This is a genomic window from Achromobacter dolens (genome assembly GCF_902859745.1).
GTDB lineage: Bacteria > Pseudomonadota > Gammaproteobacteria > Burkholderiales > Burkholderiaceae_B > Achromobacter > Achromobacter dolens.
This window is the reverse complement of sequence record NZ_CADIJW010000001.1, coordinates 102,933-117,961: the sequence shown is the minus strand read 5'-3', so window position 1 is coordinate 117,961 and position 15,029 is coordinate 102,933. Positions and strand designations below refer to the sequence as shown.

The following is a 15,029-nucleotide window of genomic DNA, read 5'->3' as shown; positions in this document are numbered from 1 at the left end:
AAAGAGCCCCCGCGGGGGGCAGCTAGCTCGCATGGCGAGCGCGGCGTGGGGGCACCCATTTATTTACCTTGCCAGACCGGCTTGCGCTTCTCCGCGAAAGCCGTGGCGCCTTCCTTGGCGTCGGCCGACGAGAAGATGTGGGCGATCAACGGACGCTGGCGGCTGAACATCTCTTCCTGGGTCCAGTCGCCGGACTGCGCCACGATGCTCTTGGCGGTCTGCACCGACAGCGGGCCGTTCTCGACAATGGCGCGGGCCAGTTCCAGCGCGCCGGCCAGGGCGCCGCCCGGCTCGGTCAGGCGGTTGACCAGGCCGAAGCCGTAGGCGCGCTCGGCGCCCAGCATGTCGCCGGTCAGGATCACTTCCATGGCGATGTGGTACGGCAGGCGGCGCGGCAGGCGCAGCATGCCGCCGGCGCCGGCCACCAGGCCGCGCTTGACTTCGGGCAGGCCGAACTTGGCGTTGCTGGCGGCCACGATCAGGTCGGACGCCAGCGCCATCTCGCAGCCCCCGGCCAGCGCATAGCCTTCGACCGCGGCGATCAGCGGCTTTTTCGGCGGCGCTTCGTTCAGGCCGGCGAAACCGCGGCCCTCCACATACGGACGCTGACCCGACTTGGCGAAGGCCTTCAGATCCATGCCCGACGAGAACGTGCCGCCCGCGCCCGTCAGGATGCCGATGCGCACGTCGTCGCGGCTGTCCAGTTGATCCAGCGCGGCGGCCATGGCCTGGGCGGTTTCCAGGTTGATGGCGTTCTTGGCCTCGGGGCGATTGATGGTGATGATCTGGATGCCGTCGGCGACTTCCACCTTGATCAGGTCAGACATGCGGATGCTCCTTCCGGGGTTTTGGGGATGTTGGTTTTATATAAGACTGGTCAACCTGGAATGATACGACCAATGCCGGACAGCCGCAGGGCGCCGCGCCGCCGGTGTCCGCCTGGAGCACGCCTCGTCCGAGATGTAACGGCCAGAATGTAACCGCAATCCCGGGGGCCGCCCCCGGGGCCGCCCCGGGCCAGTTAAAATGCCCGGTTTCCCACGCCCACGGCAGACGTCGCCCGGCGATCGAATTCCAAGAATCCTATGCTCACCTTTCAGCAAATCATCCTTACGCTCCAGGAATACTGGGACAAGCAGGGTTGCGCCCTGCTGCAGCCCTACGACATGGAAGTCGGCGCCGGCACCTCGCACACCGCCACGTTCCTGCGGGCGATCGGCCCGGAGCCCTGGCGCGCGGCCTACGTGCAGCCCTCGCGCCGCCCCAAGGATGGCCGCTACGGCGAGAACCCCAACCGCCTGCAGCACTACTACCAGTACCAGGTGGTGCTGAAACCCGCGCCCCCGGAAATCCTGGACCTGTACATCGGCTCGCTCAAGGCGCTGGGCATCGACCCGACCCAGCACGACATCCGTTTTGTCGAGGACGACTGGGAAAACCCGACGCTGGGCGCCTGGGGCCTGGGCTGGGAAGTGTGGCTCAACGGCATGGAAGTGACCCAGTTCACCTACTTCCAGCAGGTCGGCGGCCTGGATTGCACCCCGACCACGGGCGAGATCACCTACGGCCTGGAACGCCTGGCCATGTACCTGCAGGACGTGCAGAGCGTGTACGACCTTGTCTGGACCGAAGGCGCCAACGGCCGCCGCGTGCTGTACCGCGACGTGTTCCACCAGAACGAAGTGGAACAATCCACCTACAACTTCGAATACTCGTCGGCCGAGATGCTGTTCGCGCACTTCAACGACTACGAAGCCGAGGCCAAGCGCCTGATGGACGTGCCGCTGGCGCTGCCGGCCTATGAAGCCACGCTCAAGGCCGCGCACACCTTCAACATGCTGGACGCGCGCGGCGCGATCAGCGTGACCGAGCGCGCCGCCTATATCGGCCGCATCCGCAACCTGTCGCGCGCCGTCGCGCAGGCCTACTACGATTCCCGCGAACGACTGGGCTTTCCCATGCTGGGCCGCGACAAGGCCGCCGGGGAGGCTGCATAAATGACGACGAACATCCGCCCCCTGCTGGTCGAGCTGCTGACCGAAGAACTCCCGCCCAAGGCCCTGCAGAAGCTGGGCCAGGCTTTCGCCGAGGGCGTGCGCGCCACGCTGGCGCGCCACGGCCTGCTGGCCGACGGCTGCGCCGTCGAGCCCTACGCCACGCCGCGCCGCCTGGCGGTGCGCCTGTCGGCCGTGCTGGCCCAGGCGCCCGACCAGGCCTACGCCGAAAAGCTGATGCCGGTGAAGATCGGCCTGACCGAAGACGGCAAGGCCACCCCGGCGCTGCAGAAGAAGCTGGCCGCCAAGGGCCTGGAAAACATCGACCTGGCCACCCTGGAACGGGAATCCGACGGCAAGCAGGATTACCTGGTCGCCCGCGGCACCGCCCCCGGCGCCGCGCTGGCCGCCGGCCTGCAGGAAGGCATCGACGCGGCCATCGATGGCCTGCCGATCCCCAAGGTCATGCGCTACCAACTGGCCGACGGCGAGACCACGGTCAAGTTCGTGCGCCCGGCGCACGGCCTGATCGCGCTGTTCGGCGCCGACGTGGTCCCCGTGACCGCCCTCGGCCTGACCGCCGGCCGCGAGACGCTGGGCCACCGCTACATGAGCAGCGGCGCCATCGCCATCGCCGATGCCGACGCCTACGCCGCCACCCTGGCCGAAAAGGGCCGCGTGGTGGCCTCGTTCGAAGGCCGCCGCGACGAGATCCAGCGCCAGTTGCTGGACCACGCCGGCCGCCTGTCGGCCACGCTGGGCGACGACCCCGAAGTGGCCGCCCTGCTCGATGAAGTCACCGCCCTGGTCGAACACCCCACCGTCTACGTCGGCGAGTTCGAGGAACAGTTCCTGCAAGTGCCGCAGGAATGCCTGATCCTGACCATGCGCCTGAACCAGAAGTACTTCCCGCTGTTCGACCCGGCCAGCGGCCGCCTGACGCACCGCTTCCTGATCGTGAGCAACATGCGCACGGACAACCCGGTGAACATCGTCGAAGGCAACCAGCGCGTGGTGCGCCCGCGCCTGGCCGACGCCCAGTTCTTCTTCGAGACCGACCGCAAGACGCCGCTGGCCGCGCGCGTCGAGCAACTGGGCTCGATCGTCTACCACAACAAGCTGGGCACCCAGCTCGAACGCGTCGAGCGCGTGCGCGCCATCGCCCGCGACGTGGCCGGCAAGCTGGGCGGCGACGTCGCCGCCGCCGACCGCGCCGCGCTGCTGGCCAAGGCCGACCTGGGCTCGAACATGGTGGGCGAGTTCCCCGAGCTGCAAGGCATCATGGGCGCCTACTATGCCGCCGGCGACGGCGAGCCGGACAGCGTCGTGCAGGCGCTGCGCACCCAGTACCGCAACCGTTACGACACGCCGGTCTCGCAGGACGACCTGACCGCCGCCACGCTGTTCATCGCCGAACGCGCCGAGACCCTGGTCGGCATCTGGGCCATTGGCCTGGCGCCCACCGGCGAACGCGACCCCTTCGGCCTGCGCCGCGCCGCGCTGGGCCTGATCAGCGCCTTCGAGCAACTGGCCGCCGGCGGCTGGCTCAAGCTCAACCAGGACGGCCCGCTGTCGCTGGACGGCCTGCTGGCCGCCACCGCCGCCACCTTCCCGGCCGGCAAGATCCCCGCCGACACGCTGGCGGAAGTGCGCGCCTTCATCTACGAACGCTACCGCAACCAGTTGATCAACGAGCACGACCGCAACGCGGTCGAGGCCGTCATCGCCCTGACGCCGCCGCTGCACCAGGTGGGCGAGCGCGTGCGCGCCGCCGCCGCCTTCGCGCAGATGCCCGAAGCCGCCAGCCTGGCCGCCGCCAACAAGCGCATCGGCAACCTGCTCAAGAAGGCCGAGGGCGAGATCGGCGCGGTCAATGACGCCGCGCTGGTCGAGCCCGCCGAAAAGGCGCTGGCCGCCGCCATCGCCGCGCTGCGTCCGCAGGCCGAGGCGCAACTGGCCGCCGGCGACTTCGCCGCCAACCTGCGCACGCTGGCGCAGGCGCGCGAGCCGGTGGACGCTTTCTTCGCCGACATCATGGTCATGGCCGAAGACCCCGCGGTGCGCGCCAACCGGCTGGCGCTGCTGGGCCAGTTGCACACCCTGATGAACCAGGTCGCTGACATTTCCAGGCTGGCACAGTGAAGCTCATCATCCTCGACCGCGACGGCGTCATCAACCAGGACAGCGACGCCTTCGTCAAAAGTCCCGACGAATGGATCGCCCTGCCCGGCAGCCTGCAGGCCATCGCCCGCCTGACGCAGGCGGACTGGACGGTGGTGGTCGCCACCAACCAGTCCGGCCTGGCGCGCGGCCTGTTCGACATGGACACGCTGACCGCCATCCACACCAAGATGCGGCGCGAGCTGGCCGCCGTCGGCGGCAGCGTGGACGCCGTCTTCATGTGCCCGCACGGCCCGGACGATGACTGCACCTGCCGCAAGCCGCGTCCCGGCATGTTCGAGCAGATCGGCCACCGCTATGACGTCGACCTGGCCGGCGTGCCGGCCGTGGGCGACTCGCTGCGCGACCTGCAGGCCTCCACCGCTGCCGGCTGCGCGCCGTGGCTGGTGCTGACCGGCAACGGCAAGAAGACGCTGGCCAAGGGCGGCCTGCCCGAGAACACGCGGGTCTGCGACGACCTGTCGGCCGTGGTCGACGCCTTGCTCCAGGACAACTGATGGCCCGGCTGCGCTCGCTCCTTTATTTCCTGTTCCTGGCCATCACGGTCATCCCCTATGCCTTCGCCTGCGTGCTGTGGGCGCCGCTGCCGCTGCACCTGCGCTACAAGCTCACGGTGGGCTGGCCGCGCCTGGCGATCTGGGGCGCCAAGGTGTTCTGCGGCATCCGCTGGCAGGTCAAGGGCTGGGAAAACCTGCCTGACGGCCCGGCGGTGCTGCTGTCCAAGCACCAGTCGGCCTGGGAAACGCTGTTCTTCCCGGCCTACATGCCGCGCGAAGTGTGCTTCGTCTACAAGAAGGAACTGCACATGGTGCCGTTCTTCGGCTGGGGCCTGGCGCTGCTGCGCATGATCGCCATCGACCGTTCCAAGGGCCGCGACGCCTTCGAACAGGTGGTCAAGCAGGGACAGGTCCGGCTGGACGAAGGCCGCTGGCCGCTGCTGTTCCCGGAAGGCACCCGCGTGCCGCCAGGCAAGACCGCGCGCTTCAAGATGGGCGGCGCGCTGCTGGCCTCGCGCACCGGCGCGGTGGTCATCCCGGTGGCGCACAATGCCGGCGAATGCTGGCGCCGCAACGCCTTCATCAAATATCCGGGCATGGTTACGCTGTCCATCGGTCCCGCGATAGAATCGAAGGGAATCTCCCCCGAGGAACTGAACCAGAAAGTGCAGGACTGGATCGAAGGGGAAATGCGGCGTCTCAATCCAGAAAGGTATGCCCAGCACTGACCAGCTCGAACTCCTGTTCGACGTGCAAGACTCCGACGCGTCTGCTGACGCGTCGCCCTTGAGCGCGTCTCCCGCGCCGCCCAAGGCGCCGGTGGCCACGCCGCCCGCGCCGCTGTTCCCTCCTCCTGCCTCTTCCGCGCCCAAGCCGGCCGGCGAACCGCTGCTGACGCTCTCGCCCAACGCCGCCGCGCGCGTGCCCACCCCCTGCCCCGATCCGCTGCCGCCCGGCGCGCGCTGGCGCGAGGTGGACACCGATCCGCAACCCATCGGCTTCGTGCTGCTGCGCTCGCGCCGCCGCAGCATCGGCTTCGTCATCACCGACGACGGCCTGCGCGTCACGGCGCCCAACTGGGTCACGCTGGCGCAGATCGACGACGCGGTGCGCGAGAAATCCCGCTGGATCGTCGCCAAGCTGCGCGAATGGCACACCCGCAAGCAGCAGCTCGCCATGGCCCACACGCGCTGGCAGGCGGGCGGCGAGCTGCCCTACCTGGGCAAGCGCATCGTGCTGGGCGTGGGCGGCGACAGCCGCCAGACCCGCCTGTCCGGCGATGCCGACGCCCCGGCCGACGGCGACACGCTGTGGCTGGCGCTGCCGGCCGACGCCGACCAGGGCCGCATCCGCGACGCCGCCCAGGCCTGGCTGCAGCAGCGCGCCGGCGCCTGGTTCGGCGCCCGGCTGGCGCACTTCCTGCAGATCAGCGGCCTGAAGATCCGCCGCTGGCGCCTGTCGTCGGCGGCCACGCGCTGGGGTTCGTGCACCAGCGACGGCAACATCATGCTGAACTGGCGCCTGATCCATTTCGCGCCGGCCATCATCGACTACGTCATCGCGCACGAACTGGCGCACCTGCGCGAAATGAACCACAGCCAGGATTTCTGGCGCGAGGTCGGCCAGATCCTGCCCGACTTCGAGGAAGCCAAGAACGTGCTGCGGCGCCACGACCCCGCCTCGCTGCCGCAATTCTAGGGTCGGTGCGAGAGACGCCCGCGCAACCGGCCCAGGGGCGTGTTCCCACTAAAAGAAGCCTCGCATGAGCACCCACGGAGACACACCATGCTTCTGCTGATTCCCGGCCCGGTCACGACCGATGCGCGGGTGAAGGCCGCCATGGCGCAGGACTACGCGCCCTGGGACAACGAATTCCGCGCGCTGTACCGCCAGGTCTGCGCCGACGTGCTGCGCGTGGCCGAGGCCGACGCGGACACGCACGTGGCGCTGGCGCTGCCGGGCTGCGGCCACTTCGCGGTGGAAGCCGCCATCCGCACCCTGGTGCCGCCCGGCGGCCGCCTGCTGGTGCCGTCCACCGGCGCCTACGCGGGCCGCCTGCAGAAGCTGGCCGCCGAGGCCGGCCGCGTCGCCGTGCCGCTGTACGTGGGCGCGCGTGACCGCGTCGACCCGCAGGCCGTGGCACAGGCGCTGGAGCAGGACCCGAGCCTGACGCACGTCGCGCTGGTCTACAGCGAGACCGGCAGCGGCATCTGCCACGACGTGCCGGAACTGGCCCGCATCGCCCACGCGCTGGGTCGCCGCGTCATCGTCGACGCGGTCTCGGCGTTCGGCGCATTGCCGCTCGACATGCGCGCCCTGCCCGCCGTGGACGCCGTGGTGCTGACGGCCAACAAATGCCTGGAAGGCCTGCCCGGCGCCGCCTTCGTGGTGGGCCGCCGCGACAGCCTGGAGGCCGCGCGCGGCAACGCCGGCAGTTGGTCTCTGGACCTGGCCGACATCTACCAGCACACCCTGGCGCCCAACGCCGGCCCGCGCTTCACCCCGCCAGCGCCGACGCTTGCGGCGCTGGCCGTGGCGCTGGAGCTGTATCATCATGAAGGCCGCGAAGCCCGGCTGGCGCGCTACACCGCCAACATGCGCACCCTCTACGACGGCGTGGCCGGCCTGGGGCTCCGCCCCTACCTGCCGCCCGCGCTGCAGGGCCCGATCGTCGTCAACGTGCATGCGCCCGACGCGCCGACCTGGAACCTGCAACTGTTCGTGGACGCGCTCAAGCAGCGCGGCTTCGTGCTCAGCAATTTCACCAACACCGAACTGCCCACTTTCCGGGTCGGTTGCATCGGCGCCTTCGGGCCCGACCAGATGCGGCTTGCGGTCGACGCCATGGGCGGCGCGCTGCAAGACCTCGGCATAACCCGGGAGTCCGCCGGACACGTCCACGGCTTCCCGCCACCCCTCATCGCTTAAGGAATTCCACCATGCGTATGCTCCACACCATGCTGCGAGTCGGCAATCTCGACAAGTCCATCGACTTCTACACCAACGTGCTCGGCATGCGCGTCCTGCGCCGCAACGACTACCCGGACGGCAAGTTCACGCTGGCCTTCGTCGGCTACCAGGACGAATCGGAAGGCGCGGTGATCGAACTGACCCACAATTGGGACACCGACAAGTACGACCTGGGCAACGGCTATGGCCACATCGCCCTGGAAGTCGACAACGCCTACGAAGCCTGTGACAAGGTCAAGGAACGCGGCGGCAAGGTCACCCGCGAGGCCGGCCCGATGAAGCACGGCACCACCGTGATCGCCTTCGTCGAGGACCCGGACGGCTACAAGATCGAGTTCATCCAGAAGAAAGGACGAGTGGACTGAACCCACCCGCCATCGCCATGATCCACTCCATCCTCAAAATGGGCGATCCCCGGCTGCTGCGCGTCGCGCCGCCGGTCGAGCGCTTCGATACCCCCGAGCTGCACGCCCTGATCGAAGACATGTTCGAGACCATGGCGGCGGCGCAAGGGGTGGGCCTGGCCGCGCCGCAGATCGGCGTGGACCTGCAACTGGTCATCTTCGGCTTCGACCGCAACGAGCGCTATCCCGACGCGCCGGCGGTGCCGCAGACGATCCTGTGCAACCCGGTCATCACGCCGCTGTCCGACGACATGGAAGACGGCTGGGAAGGCTGCCTGTCGGTGCCGGGGCTGCGCGGCCTGGTGCCGCGCTACCGCCACATCCGCTACCAGGGCAAGGATCCCTACGGCCGCGACATCGACCGCGAGGCCGAGGGCTTCCACGCCCGCGTGGTGCAGCACGAGTGCGACCACCTGATCGGCCGGCTCTATCCTTCCCGGATCCAGGATTTCTCGAAGTTCGGCTTCACCGAAATCCTGTTCCCCGGCATGGACCCGAATCAGGACGACTGATCGTTCTTCGGGGCGGGAGCCGGGCCCGGCGCCTGCCCCGGCGCCAGTTCCTCCGGCGCGAAATCATCCACCTGCAGCACCCGCGCGACGATCGCCTCGGCCTCTTCTAACTGCGCCGCCTGCGTCGCCGTGATGGCGCCGTGCCGGTGCGCCTCGCGCCAATCGCGCACGCCCGACTGGCGCAGCCGGTCACGGATCGGTTGCACCGCGTCGACCAGGGCGAAGGCGCGGGTCAGCAGCGCCAGCGGATCCTCATCGCCCTGGGCGCCCGCTGAACGTTGCAGGTCGGCCGCCAGCCGCGCATGGGTCGGCGACGGCTTGAGCAGCAGCTCCGCGCATTCGCGGCTGAGCGCGTCGTCCGGCCCCTTGGCCAGCCGCAACGGCAGGATGGCGGCGCGCAATGCCCAGGCCAACGGCCGGCCAGGCAGGTTCGACAACACCTGGTCCATGCGTTTTTCGATCTCGGCATAGCCCTGCGCCATGCACCAACGCACCAGCGGCAGGTCGTCGTGCTTGCGCCCCTCGTCTTCCCAGCGCTTGAGCACCGCCGACAACAGGTAGAGTTCGGCCAGGATGTCGCCCAGCCGCGCCGAGATCATCTCGCGGCGCTTGAGGCCGCCGCCCAGGCGCGCCAGCGCGGCGTCGGCCAGCAGCGCGAAGCCGGCCGCATAGCGGCCCAGCCGACGGTAGTGGCCGGCGGTGGGGCCGGATACCGGCGACGGCGCCAGCAGGCCGCCGGTCCAGGCGCGGCCGATGGCGCGCAGCGTGTTCATGCCGGTATGGCGCAGGTGGCGCCAGAACACGTCGTGGAACACTTCCATGCCGCGCTCTTCATCGGGATTGCCCAGCGCCAGGATCTCCGGCATCAGGTAGGGGTGGGCGCGGATCGCGCCCTGGCCGAAGATGATCAGGTTGCGCGTCAGGATGTTGGCGCCCTCGACCGTGATGGCGATGGGCACCGCCCGGTACAGCGCGCCCAGGTAGTTGCTGGGTCCGTCGATCACCGCGCGGCCGGCATGCACGTCCATGGCGTCGTTGACCGACACCCGCATGCGCTCGGTGGCGTGGTATTTCATGATGCCCGACACCACCGCCGGCTTCACGCCCTGGTTCAGCGCGGCGCAGGTCAGGCGCCGGGCCGCTTCCACCAGGTAGGCGTTGGCCGCCAGGCTGGCCAGCTTTTCCTGCACGCCCTCGAACTTGCCAACGGGGATGCCGAACTGCTCGCGCACCCGGGCGTACATGCCGGTGGCGTGCGCGCTCATCACGCACGCCGCCGCCGACAGCGACGGCAAGGAAATGCCGCGCCCCGCCGCCAACGCGCTCATCAGCATCTGCCAGCCGTGCCCGGCGCGCTCGACGCCGCCGATCAGCGCGTCCAGCGGCACGAACACGTCGCGGCCGCGATTGGGTCCGTTCTGGAACACCTGCATCGCCGGCAGGTGGCGGCGACCGATCTCGACGCCGGGCGCGTCGGTCGGCACCAGCGCCACCGAGATGCCGATATCGCGCGCGCCGCCCAGGATGCCGTCGGGATCCGACATCTTGAACGCCAGCCCCAGCACCGTGGCCACCGGCCCCAGCGTGATGTAGCGCTTGTGCCAGTTCAGGCGCACGCCGATCAGCTCGCGACCGTCCACCACCTGGCGACAGACCACGCCGGTATCCACCATGGACGCGGCATCCGAGCCGGCCTCGGGGCTGGTGAGGCCGAAGCACGGCACCTCGCGGCCGTCGGCCAGCCGCGGCAGCCAGTAATCGCGCTGGGCCTGGGTGCCGAACTGCATCAGCAGCTCGCCCGGCCCCAGCGAATTGGGCACCATGACCGTCACGCCAGCGGTGATGGAATAGGCGGAAATGCGCCGCACCACCTCGGAGTGGGCGTAGGGCGAGAAGCCCAGGCCGCCGTGACGCTTGGGGATGATCATGCCGAAGAAGCGCTGCGCCTTCAGGAAGGCCCAGACCTCGGGCGGCAGGTCGCGCCGATGCCAGGTGATGTCCCATTCGTCCAGCATGGCGCACAACTGCGCCACCGGGCCGTCGATGAAGCGTTGCTCATCCGGCGTCAAGGCGGCGGCGGGCACGTCCAGCAGCTTGCGCCAGTCGGGATTGCCGGTGAACAGGTCGGCTTCCCACCAGGTGTCGCCGGCCTCGATGGCCTCGCGTTCGGTGGCCGAGAGCGGCGGCATCGCGTTGCGGGCCCAACGGTATGCGGGTTCGGAGATGCGGCGCCGGCGCCAGGCGTTGAAATCCATGTGCTCTCTCTCGTTCGATGCCACTGGGCATATCAGGGCAAAGTACCAGAATTGGGCCATCGGGGACAAACCCCATGGGTCCGACTCTGCGACAATGGGCCTCCCCGCGCTGGTGCGCATTCCCTTCGCTATCCGGGCACACACCGCATGCTGAACAAACTCTGGCTGGGCTTCTTCCTGACTGCCGCCGCGGCCGCGCTGTACCGCTGGCTGGCCATCGGCGACGCGGACGTGTTCCGCGCCATGGTCGCCAGCCTGTTCGACATGGCGCGGGTGTCGGTCGAGGTGATGGTGCTGCTGTTCGGCACGCTGACGCTGTGGCTGGGATTTCTGCGCATCGCCGAAAGCGCCGGTCTGGTGGAACGGCTGGCGCGGCTGCTGGGGCCGCTGTTCGCGCGCCTGATGCCCGAGGTGCCGCGCAACCACCCCGCGATCGGCTTGATCACGCTCAACTTCGCCGCCAACGGCTTGGGCCTGGACAATGCCGCCACGCCCATCGGCTTGCGCGCGATGCGCGAACTGCAAGCGCTCAATCCCAAGCCCGACACCGCCAGCAACGCCCAGATCCTGTTCCTGGTGCTCAACGCCTCGTCGCTGACGCTGCTGCCGGTGACGCTGTTCATGTTCCGCGCGCAGCAGGGCGCGGCCGACCCGACCCTGGTGTTCCTGCCCATCCTGCTGGCCACCAGCGCCTCGACGCTGGCCGGCTTCCTGGCGGTGGCGGCGTGCCAGCGCCTGCGGCTGCTCGATCCCGTCGTGATGCTGTGGCTGGGCGGCGCGGCGCTGCTGCTGGGCGGCTTCATGGCGCTGCTGGCCAGCATGTCGGCCAGCGCCATCGCCGCGCTGTCGTCGCTGATGGGCAACCTGGCGCTGTTCGGCATCCTGCTGGCCTTTCTCATCGTCGGCGCCTGCAAGAAAGTGCCGGTGTACGAGGCCTTCATCGAAGGCGCCAAGGAAGGCTTCGACATCGCCAAGAGTCTGCTGCCGTACCTGGTGGCAATGCTGTGCGCGGTCGGCGTGCTGCGGGCCTCGGGCGCGCTGGATTTCCTGCTCGACGGCATCCGCTGGCTGGCCGCCAATGCCGGCTGGGACACGCGCTTCGTCGACGCGCTGCCCACCGCGCTGGTCAAGCCGTTCTCGGGCAGCGCGGCCCGCGCCATGATGCTCGAAACCATGACGCACTTCGGCGTCGATAGCTTCCCCGCGCTGCTGGCGGCGGTGGTGCAAGGCAGCACCGAGACCACCTTCTACGTGCTGGCGGTGTATTTCGGCTCGGTCGGCATCCTGCGCGCGCGCCACGCGGTGGGTTGCGCGCTGGTCGCCGACCTGGCCGGGGTGCTGGCGGCCATCGGCGTGTGCTACTGGTTCTTCGGTTGAACGGCGCCGGCCGCCAGCCACGCTGCCTCGACGGCGCGCCAGGCCTGCCTACAGGCACCGCGCGCCGCGAGACCGCTCAATCCACCAGCAGGATCTTCATGCCGTTGGTGCCGCCGCTGTCGCGGTAGAAGTCGCCCTTGGTCAGGATCACCCAGTCACCCGCTTTCACCAGATTGCGCTTCTTCAGCTCGTCGATGGCGGCGTTGCTCAGATCCGCCGGCTCGTAGTCCGACGGCGCGAACGGGATGGTGTAGACGCCGCGGAACATGGTCACGCGGTTCTGCGTGATGCTGTGCGGGCTGTAGCAGTAGATCGGCACGCCCGAGCGGATGCGCGACATGATCAGCGGCGTGTGGCCGCTTTCGGTCAGCGCGATGATGGCCTTGACGCCCGGGAAATGGTTGGCCGCGTACATGGCCGCCAGCGCGATGGTTTCGTCGCAGCGCGTGAAGGTCTCGCCCAGGCGATGGTGCGACTGCGTGCTGGTGGGATGCTTTTCCGCGCCCAGGCAGACACGCGCCATGGCTTGCACCGTCTCGACCGGATACGAACCCGAGGCGCTTTCGGCCGACAGCATCACCGCATCGGTGTAGTCCAGCACCGCGTTAGCCACGTCCGAGACTTCGGCGCGCGTGGGCATCGGGCTGGAGATCATCGACTCCATCATCTGGGTCGCGGTGATCACCACCTTGTTCAGGGTGCGGGCATGCTGGATGATGCGCTTCTGGATGCCGACCAGTTCGGCATCGCCCACTTCCACGCCCAGGTCGCCGCGCGCCACCATCACGCCGTCGCTGGCGCGGATCAGCGCGTCCAGCGCCTCGTCGTCGGCCACCGCTTCGGCGCGCTCGATCTTCGCGATGATCCAGGCTTCGCTGCCGGCGGCGCGCAGCAGTTCGCGCGCCTCGTCGATGTCGCTGCCATAGCGCGGGAACGACACCGCCACGTAGTCCAGCTGCATTTCGGCCGCCAGCTTGATATCGACGCGGTCCTTGTCGGTCAGGCTCGGCGCCGACAGGCCGCCGCCGCGCCGGTTGATGCCCTTGTTGTTGGACAGCGGGCCGCCCACCGTGACGGTGGTGTGGACTTCGTCGCCCTCGACGCGGTCGACCACCAGCACCACGCGGCCGTCATCGAGCAGCAGCTCGTCGCCGACGCGGCAGTCCGTCACCAGCTCGGGATAGTCGATGCCGACGATGCTGGCCGTGCCGGCGTCCTTCGGATGCACCCGCGACAGCGTGAACGGCTGGCCCACCTGCAACTGCACCAGCTTGTCGGTGAAACGCGCGATGCGGATCTTGGGGCCCTGCAGGTCGCCCATGATGGCGACGAAGCGGCCCTGCCGCGCGGCGCTCTCGCGCACCAGGCGGGCGCGCTCGCGGTGGTCGTCGGCGCTGCCGTGCGAGAAGTTCAGCCGCGCCACATCCAGGCCGGCCTTGATCATGGCATCGATGCGTTCCGGCGTCGACGTCGAGGGGCCCAGGGTGGCGACAATTTTGGTGCGGCGCAATACAGGCATGGCGATCCACTCTCACATGAACAACGAAAGCGCTATGGTACGACGGCGGCGGACACGCGGGTATCATGATCGACATCCCGTCCCTCAACGCACCGTGGCCGACCTCGTGAAAATCGTCATCGCACCCGACTCCTTCAAGGAAAGCGTCTCCGCCCCCGACGCCGCCGCGGCCATCGCGCGCGGCGTCAAGGCCGCCTGTCCCGGCGCGCAGACGGTCTGCATTCCGATGGCGGACGGCGGCGAGGGCACGGTCGAGGCGGTGCTGGCGGCGGCCGGCGGCCAGGCGCGCGAGCGCACGGTCAACGATGCCCTGGGTCACAAGGTCGACGCCGTGTGGGGCCTGCTCGACGACGGCACCGCCATCATCGAGATGGCCGCGGCCGCCGGCCTCGAACTGATCGCGCCGTCCAAGCGCGATCCGATGCGCGCCAGCAGCCACGGCGTGGGCGAATTGATCCTGGCGGCGCTGGATGCCGGCGCCGAACGCATCATCCTGGGCCTGGGCGGCTCCGCCACCAACGACGGCGGCGCCGGCATGCTGACCGCGCTGGGCCTGCGCCTGCTCGACCGGGACGGCCGCAGCCTGCCGCCGGGCGGCGGCGCATTGGGCCAACTGGCCAGCATCGACATGCGCGGCCTCGATCCGCGGCTGGCGAAGACAAGCATCGTCATCGCCTCCGACGTCGACAATCCCTTGTGCGGCCCGCAGGGCGCCTCGCACGTCTTCGGTCCGCAGAAAGGCGCCACGCCCGAACAAGTGCAGACGCTGGACGCCATGCTCGGCCACTTCGCCGACATCTGCGCGCGCCAGTTGGGCAGCGACCGCCGCCACGATGCCGGCGCGGGCGCCGCGGGCGGCCTCGGCTTCGCCGCCAAGACGTTCCTGAACGCGCACTTCCGGCCCGGCGTCGAGATCGTCGCCGAACTCGGCGGCCTGGCGCAGGCCATGGAAGGCGCCACGCTCGCCTTCACTGGCGAAGGCCGCATGGACGCGCAGACCCTGCGCGGCAAGACGCCGGCGGGCGTGGCCCGCATTGCACACCAGGCCGGCGTGCCGGTGGTGGCGCTGGCCGGCTCCCTTGGTGAAGGCTACGAAGCGCTGCACGCCGGCGGCATCAGCGCCGCCTTCAGCCTGGCGCCCGGCCCCATCACTTTGCAGCAAGCCCTGGCCGATGCCGAACGCCTGCTGCATGACCGCGCCCGTGACGTGATGCAATTGTGGATGGCGGCGCAGAAGCGCATGCTGTAGCGGCCACCGCGCGTCATCACGAAAAAAAGCCCGCTGTACGCGGGCTTTTGCTTGCCTGGCGGCGGTACGGC

The 15,029-nt window shown here is 69.3% G+C and carries 13 protein-coding genes; 10 read left to right on the top strand and 3 right to left on the bottom strand.

From position 1 onward, the window contains the following. Positions 1-59: 59 nt before the first annotated feature. Positions 60-827 carry a crotonase/enoyl-CoA hydratase family protein gene (locus tag HV783_RS00490; protein ID WP_054416447.1) on the bottom strand — a complete coding sequence of 256 codons (768 nt, stop codon included), beginning with the start codon at positions 825-827 and terminating at the stop codon, positions 60-62. Positions 828-1,085: 258 nt separating this feature from the next. Between HV783_RS00490 and glyQ the strand changes: the two genes are divergently transcribed. The 8 genes from glyQ (at position 1,086) to def (ending at position 8,558) form a co-directional block, all read left to right on the top strand. Then, complete coding sequence (glyQ, locus tag HV783_RS00485; RefSeq protein ID WP_006388861.1) at positions 1,086-1,997, top strand: glycine--tRNA ligase subunit alpha; 912 nt, start codon at positions 1,086-1,088, stop codon at positions 1,995-1,997. After that, positions 1,998-4,136, top strand: coding sequence for a glycine--tRNA ligase subunit beta (glyS, locus tag HV783_RS00480; RefSeq protein ID WP_054501857.1), 2,139 nt, complete (start codon positions 1,998-2,000; stop codon positions 4,134-4,136). It begins immediately after the preceding gene. Next, positions 4,133-4,672: a D-glycero-beta-D-manno-heptose 1,7-bisphosphate 7-phosphatase gene (gene gmhB, locus HV783_RS00475; RefSeq protein ID WP_116792237.1), complete on the top strand. Its 540-nt coding sequence runs from the start codon at positions 4,133-4,135 to the stop codon at positions 4,670-4,672. The genes glyS and gmhB overlap by 4 nt, the downstream gene beginning before the upstream one ends. Beyond that, positions 4,672-5,400 (top strand): lysophospholipid acyltransferase family protein, encoded by a 729-nt coding sequence (locus HV783_RS00470; protein ID WP_054501859.1) that lies wholly within the window; start codon positions 4,672-4,674, stop codon positions 5,398-5,400. Before gmhB ends, HV783_RS00470 begins: the two co-directional genes overlap by 1 nt. Further along, on the top strand, positions 5,387-6,370 hold the full coding sequence (locus HV783_RS00465; RefSeq protein ID WP_175168166.1) for a M48 family metallopeptidase: 984 nt from the start codon (positions 5,387-5,389) through the stop codon (positions 6,368-6,370). Before HV783_RS00470 ends, HV783_RS00465 begins: the two co-directional genes overlap by 14 nt. A gap of 87 nt (positions 6,371-6,457) precedes the next feature. Beyond that, positions 6,458-7,600 carry a 2-aminoethylphosphonate--pyruvate transaminase gene (locus HV783_RS00460; RefSeq protein ID WP_064526472.1) on the top strand — a complete coding sequence of 381 codons (1,143 nt, stop codon included), beginning with the start codon at positions 6,458-6,460 and terminating at the stop codon, positions 7,598-7,600. An 11-nt stretch (positions 7,601-7,611) separates the two neighbouring features. Continuing rightward, positions 7,612-8,007 (top strand): lactoylglutathione lyase, encoded by a 396-nt coding sequence (gloA, locus tag HV783_RS00455; protein ID WP_049071490.1) that lies wholly within the window; start codon positions 7,612-7,614, stop codon positions 8,005-8,007. A 17-nt stretch (positions 8,008-8,024) separates the two neighbouring features. Beyond that, positions 8,025-8,558: a peptide deformylase gene (gene def, locus HV783_RS00450; protein ID WP_006388854.1), complete on the top strand. Its 534-nt coding sequence runs from the start codon at positions 8,025-8,027 to the stop codon at positions 8,556-8,558. On the opposite strand, the gene HV783_RS00445 is transcribed toward def, so the two are convergent. Continuing rightward, a complete protein-coding gene (locus tag HV783_RS00445; RefSeq protein ID WP_175188477.1) occupies positions 8,546-10,813 on the bottom strand; it encodes an acyl-CoA dehydrogenase in 2,268 nt (755 codons plus the stop codon). The genes def and HV783_RS00445 overlap by 13 nt on opposite strands. A 147-nt stretch (positions 10,814-10,960) precedes the next feature. Between HV783_RS00445 and HV783_RS00440 the strand changes: the two genes are divergently transcribed. Then, positions 10,961-12,190 (top strand): nucleoside recognition domain-containing protein, encoded by a 1,230-nt coding sequence (locus HV783_RS00440; RefSeq protein WP_175188476.1) that lies wholly within the window; start codon positions 10,961-10,963, stop codon positions 12,188-12,190. 76 nt (positions 12,191-12,266) lie between these two features. Here the strand turns inward: HV783_RS00440 and pyk are convergent, their stop codons facing one another. Continuing rightward, positions 12,267-13,709 carry a pyruvate kinase gene (gene pyk, locus HV783_RS00435; protein WP_049071484.1) on the bottom strand — a complete coding sequence of 481 codons (1,443 nt, stop codon included), beginning with the start codon at positions 13,707-13,709 and terminating at the stop codon, positions 12,267-12,269. Between the two features lie 106 nt (positions 13,710-13,815). On the opposite strand from pyk, the gene HV783_RS00430 reads away from it, so the two are divergent. Beyond that, on the top strand, positions 13,816-14,958 hold the full coding sequence (locus tag HV783_RS00430) for a glycerate kinase (RefSeq protein ID WP_068952612.1): 1,143 nt from the start codon (positions 13,816-13,818) through the stop codon (positions 14,956-14,958). The last annotated feature ends 71 nt before the right edge of the window (positions 14,959-15,029 follow it).

Coding starts and splice junctions, on each gene's coding strand:
- pyk (WP_049071484.1), bottom strand. CDS start 13,709: ATGCCTGTATTGCGCCGCACCAAAATTGTCGCCACCCTGGGCCCCTCG.
- HV783_RS00445 (WP_175188477.1), bottom strand. CDS start 10,813: ATGGATTTCAACGCCTGGCGCCGGCGCCGCATCTCCGAACCCGCATAC.
- HV783_RS00490 (WP_054416447.1), bottom strand. CDS start 827: ATGTCTGACCTGATCAAGGTGGAAGTCGCCGACGGCATCCAGATCATC.
- gloA (WP_049071490.1), top strand. CDS start 7,612: ATGCGTATGCTCCACACCATGCTGCGAGTCGGCAATCTCGACAAGTCC.
- HV783_RS00470 (WP_054501859.1), top strand. CDS start 4,672: ATGGCCCGGCTGCGCTCGCTCCTTTATTTCCTGTTCCTGGCCATCACG.
- HV783_RS00460 (WP_064526472.1), top strand. CDS start 6,458: ATGCTTCTGCTGATTCCCGGCCCGGTCACGACCGATGCGCGGGTGAAG.
- HV783_RS00440 (WP_175188476.1), top strand. CDS start 10,961: ATGCTGAACAAACTCTGGCTGGGCTTCTTCCTGACTGCCGCCGCGGCC.
- def (WP_006388854.1), top strand. CDS start 8,025: ATGATCCACTCCATCCTCAAAATGGGCGATCCCCGGCTGCTGCGCGTC.
- glyS (WP_054501857.1), top strand. CDS start 1,998: ATGACGACGAACATCCGCCCCCTGCTGGTCGAGCTGCTGACCGAAGAA.
- HV783_RS00465 (WP_175168166.1), top strand. CDS start 5,387: ATGCCCAGCACTGACCAGCTCGAACTCCTGTTCGACGTGCAAGACTCC.
- glyQ (WP_006388861.1), top strand. CDS start 1,086: ATGCTCACCTTTCAGCAAATCATCCTTACGCTCCAGGAATACTGGGAC.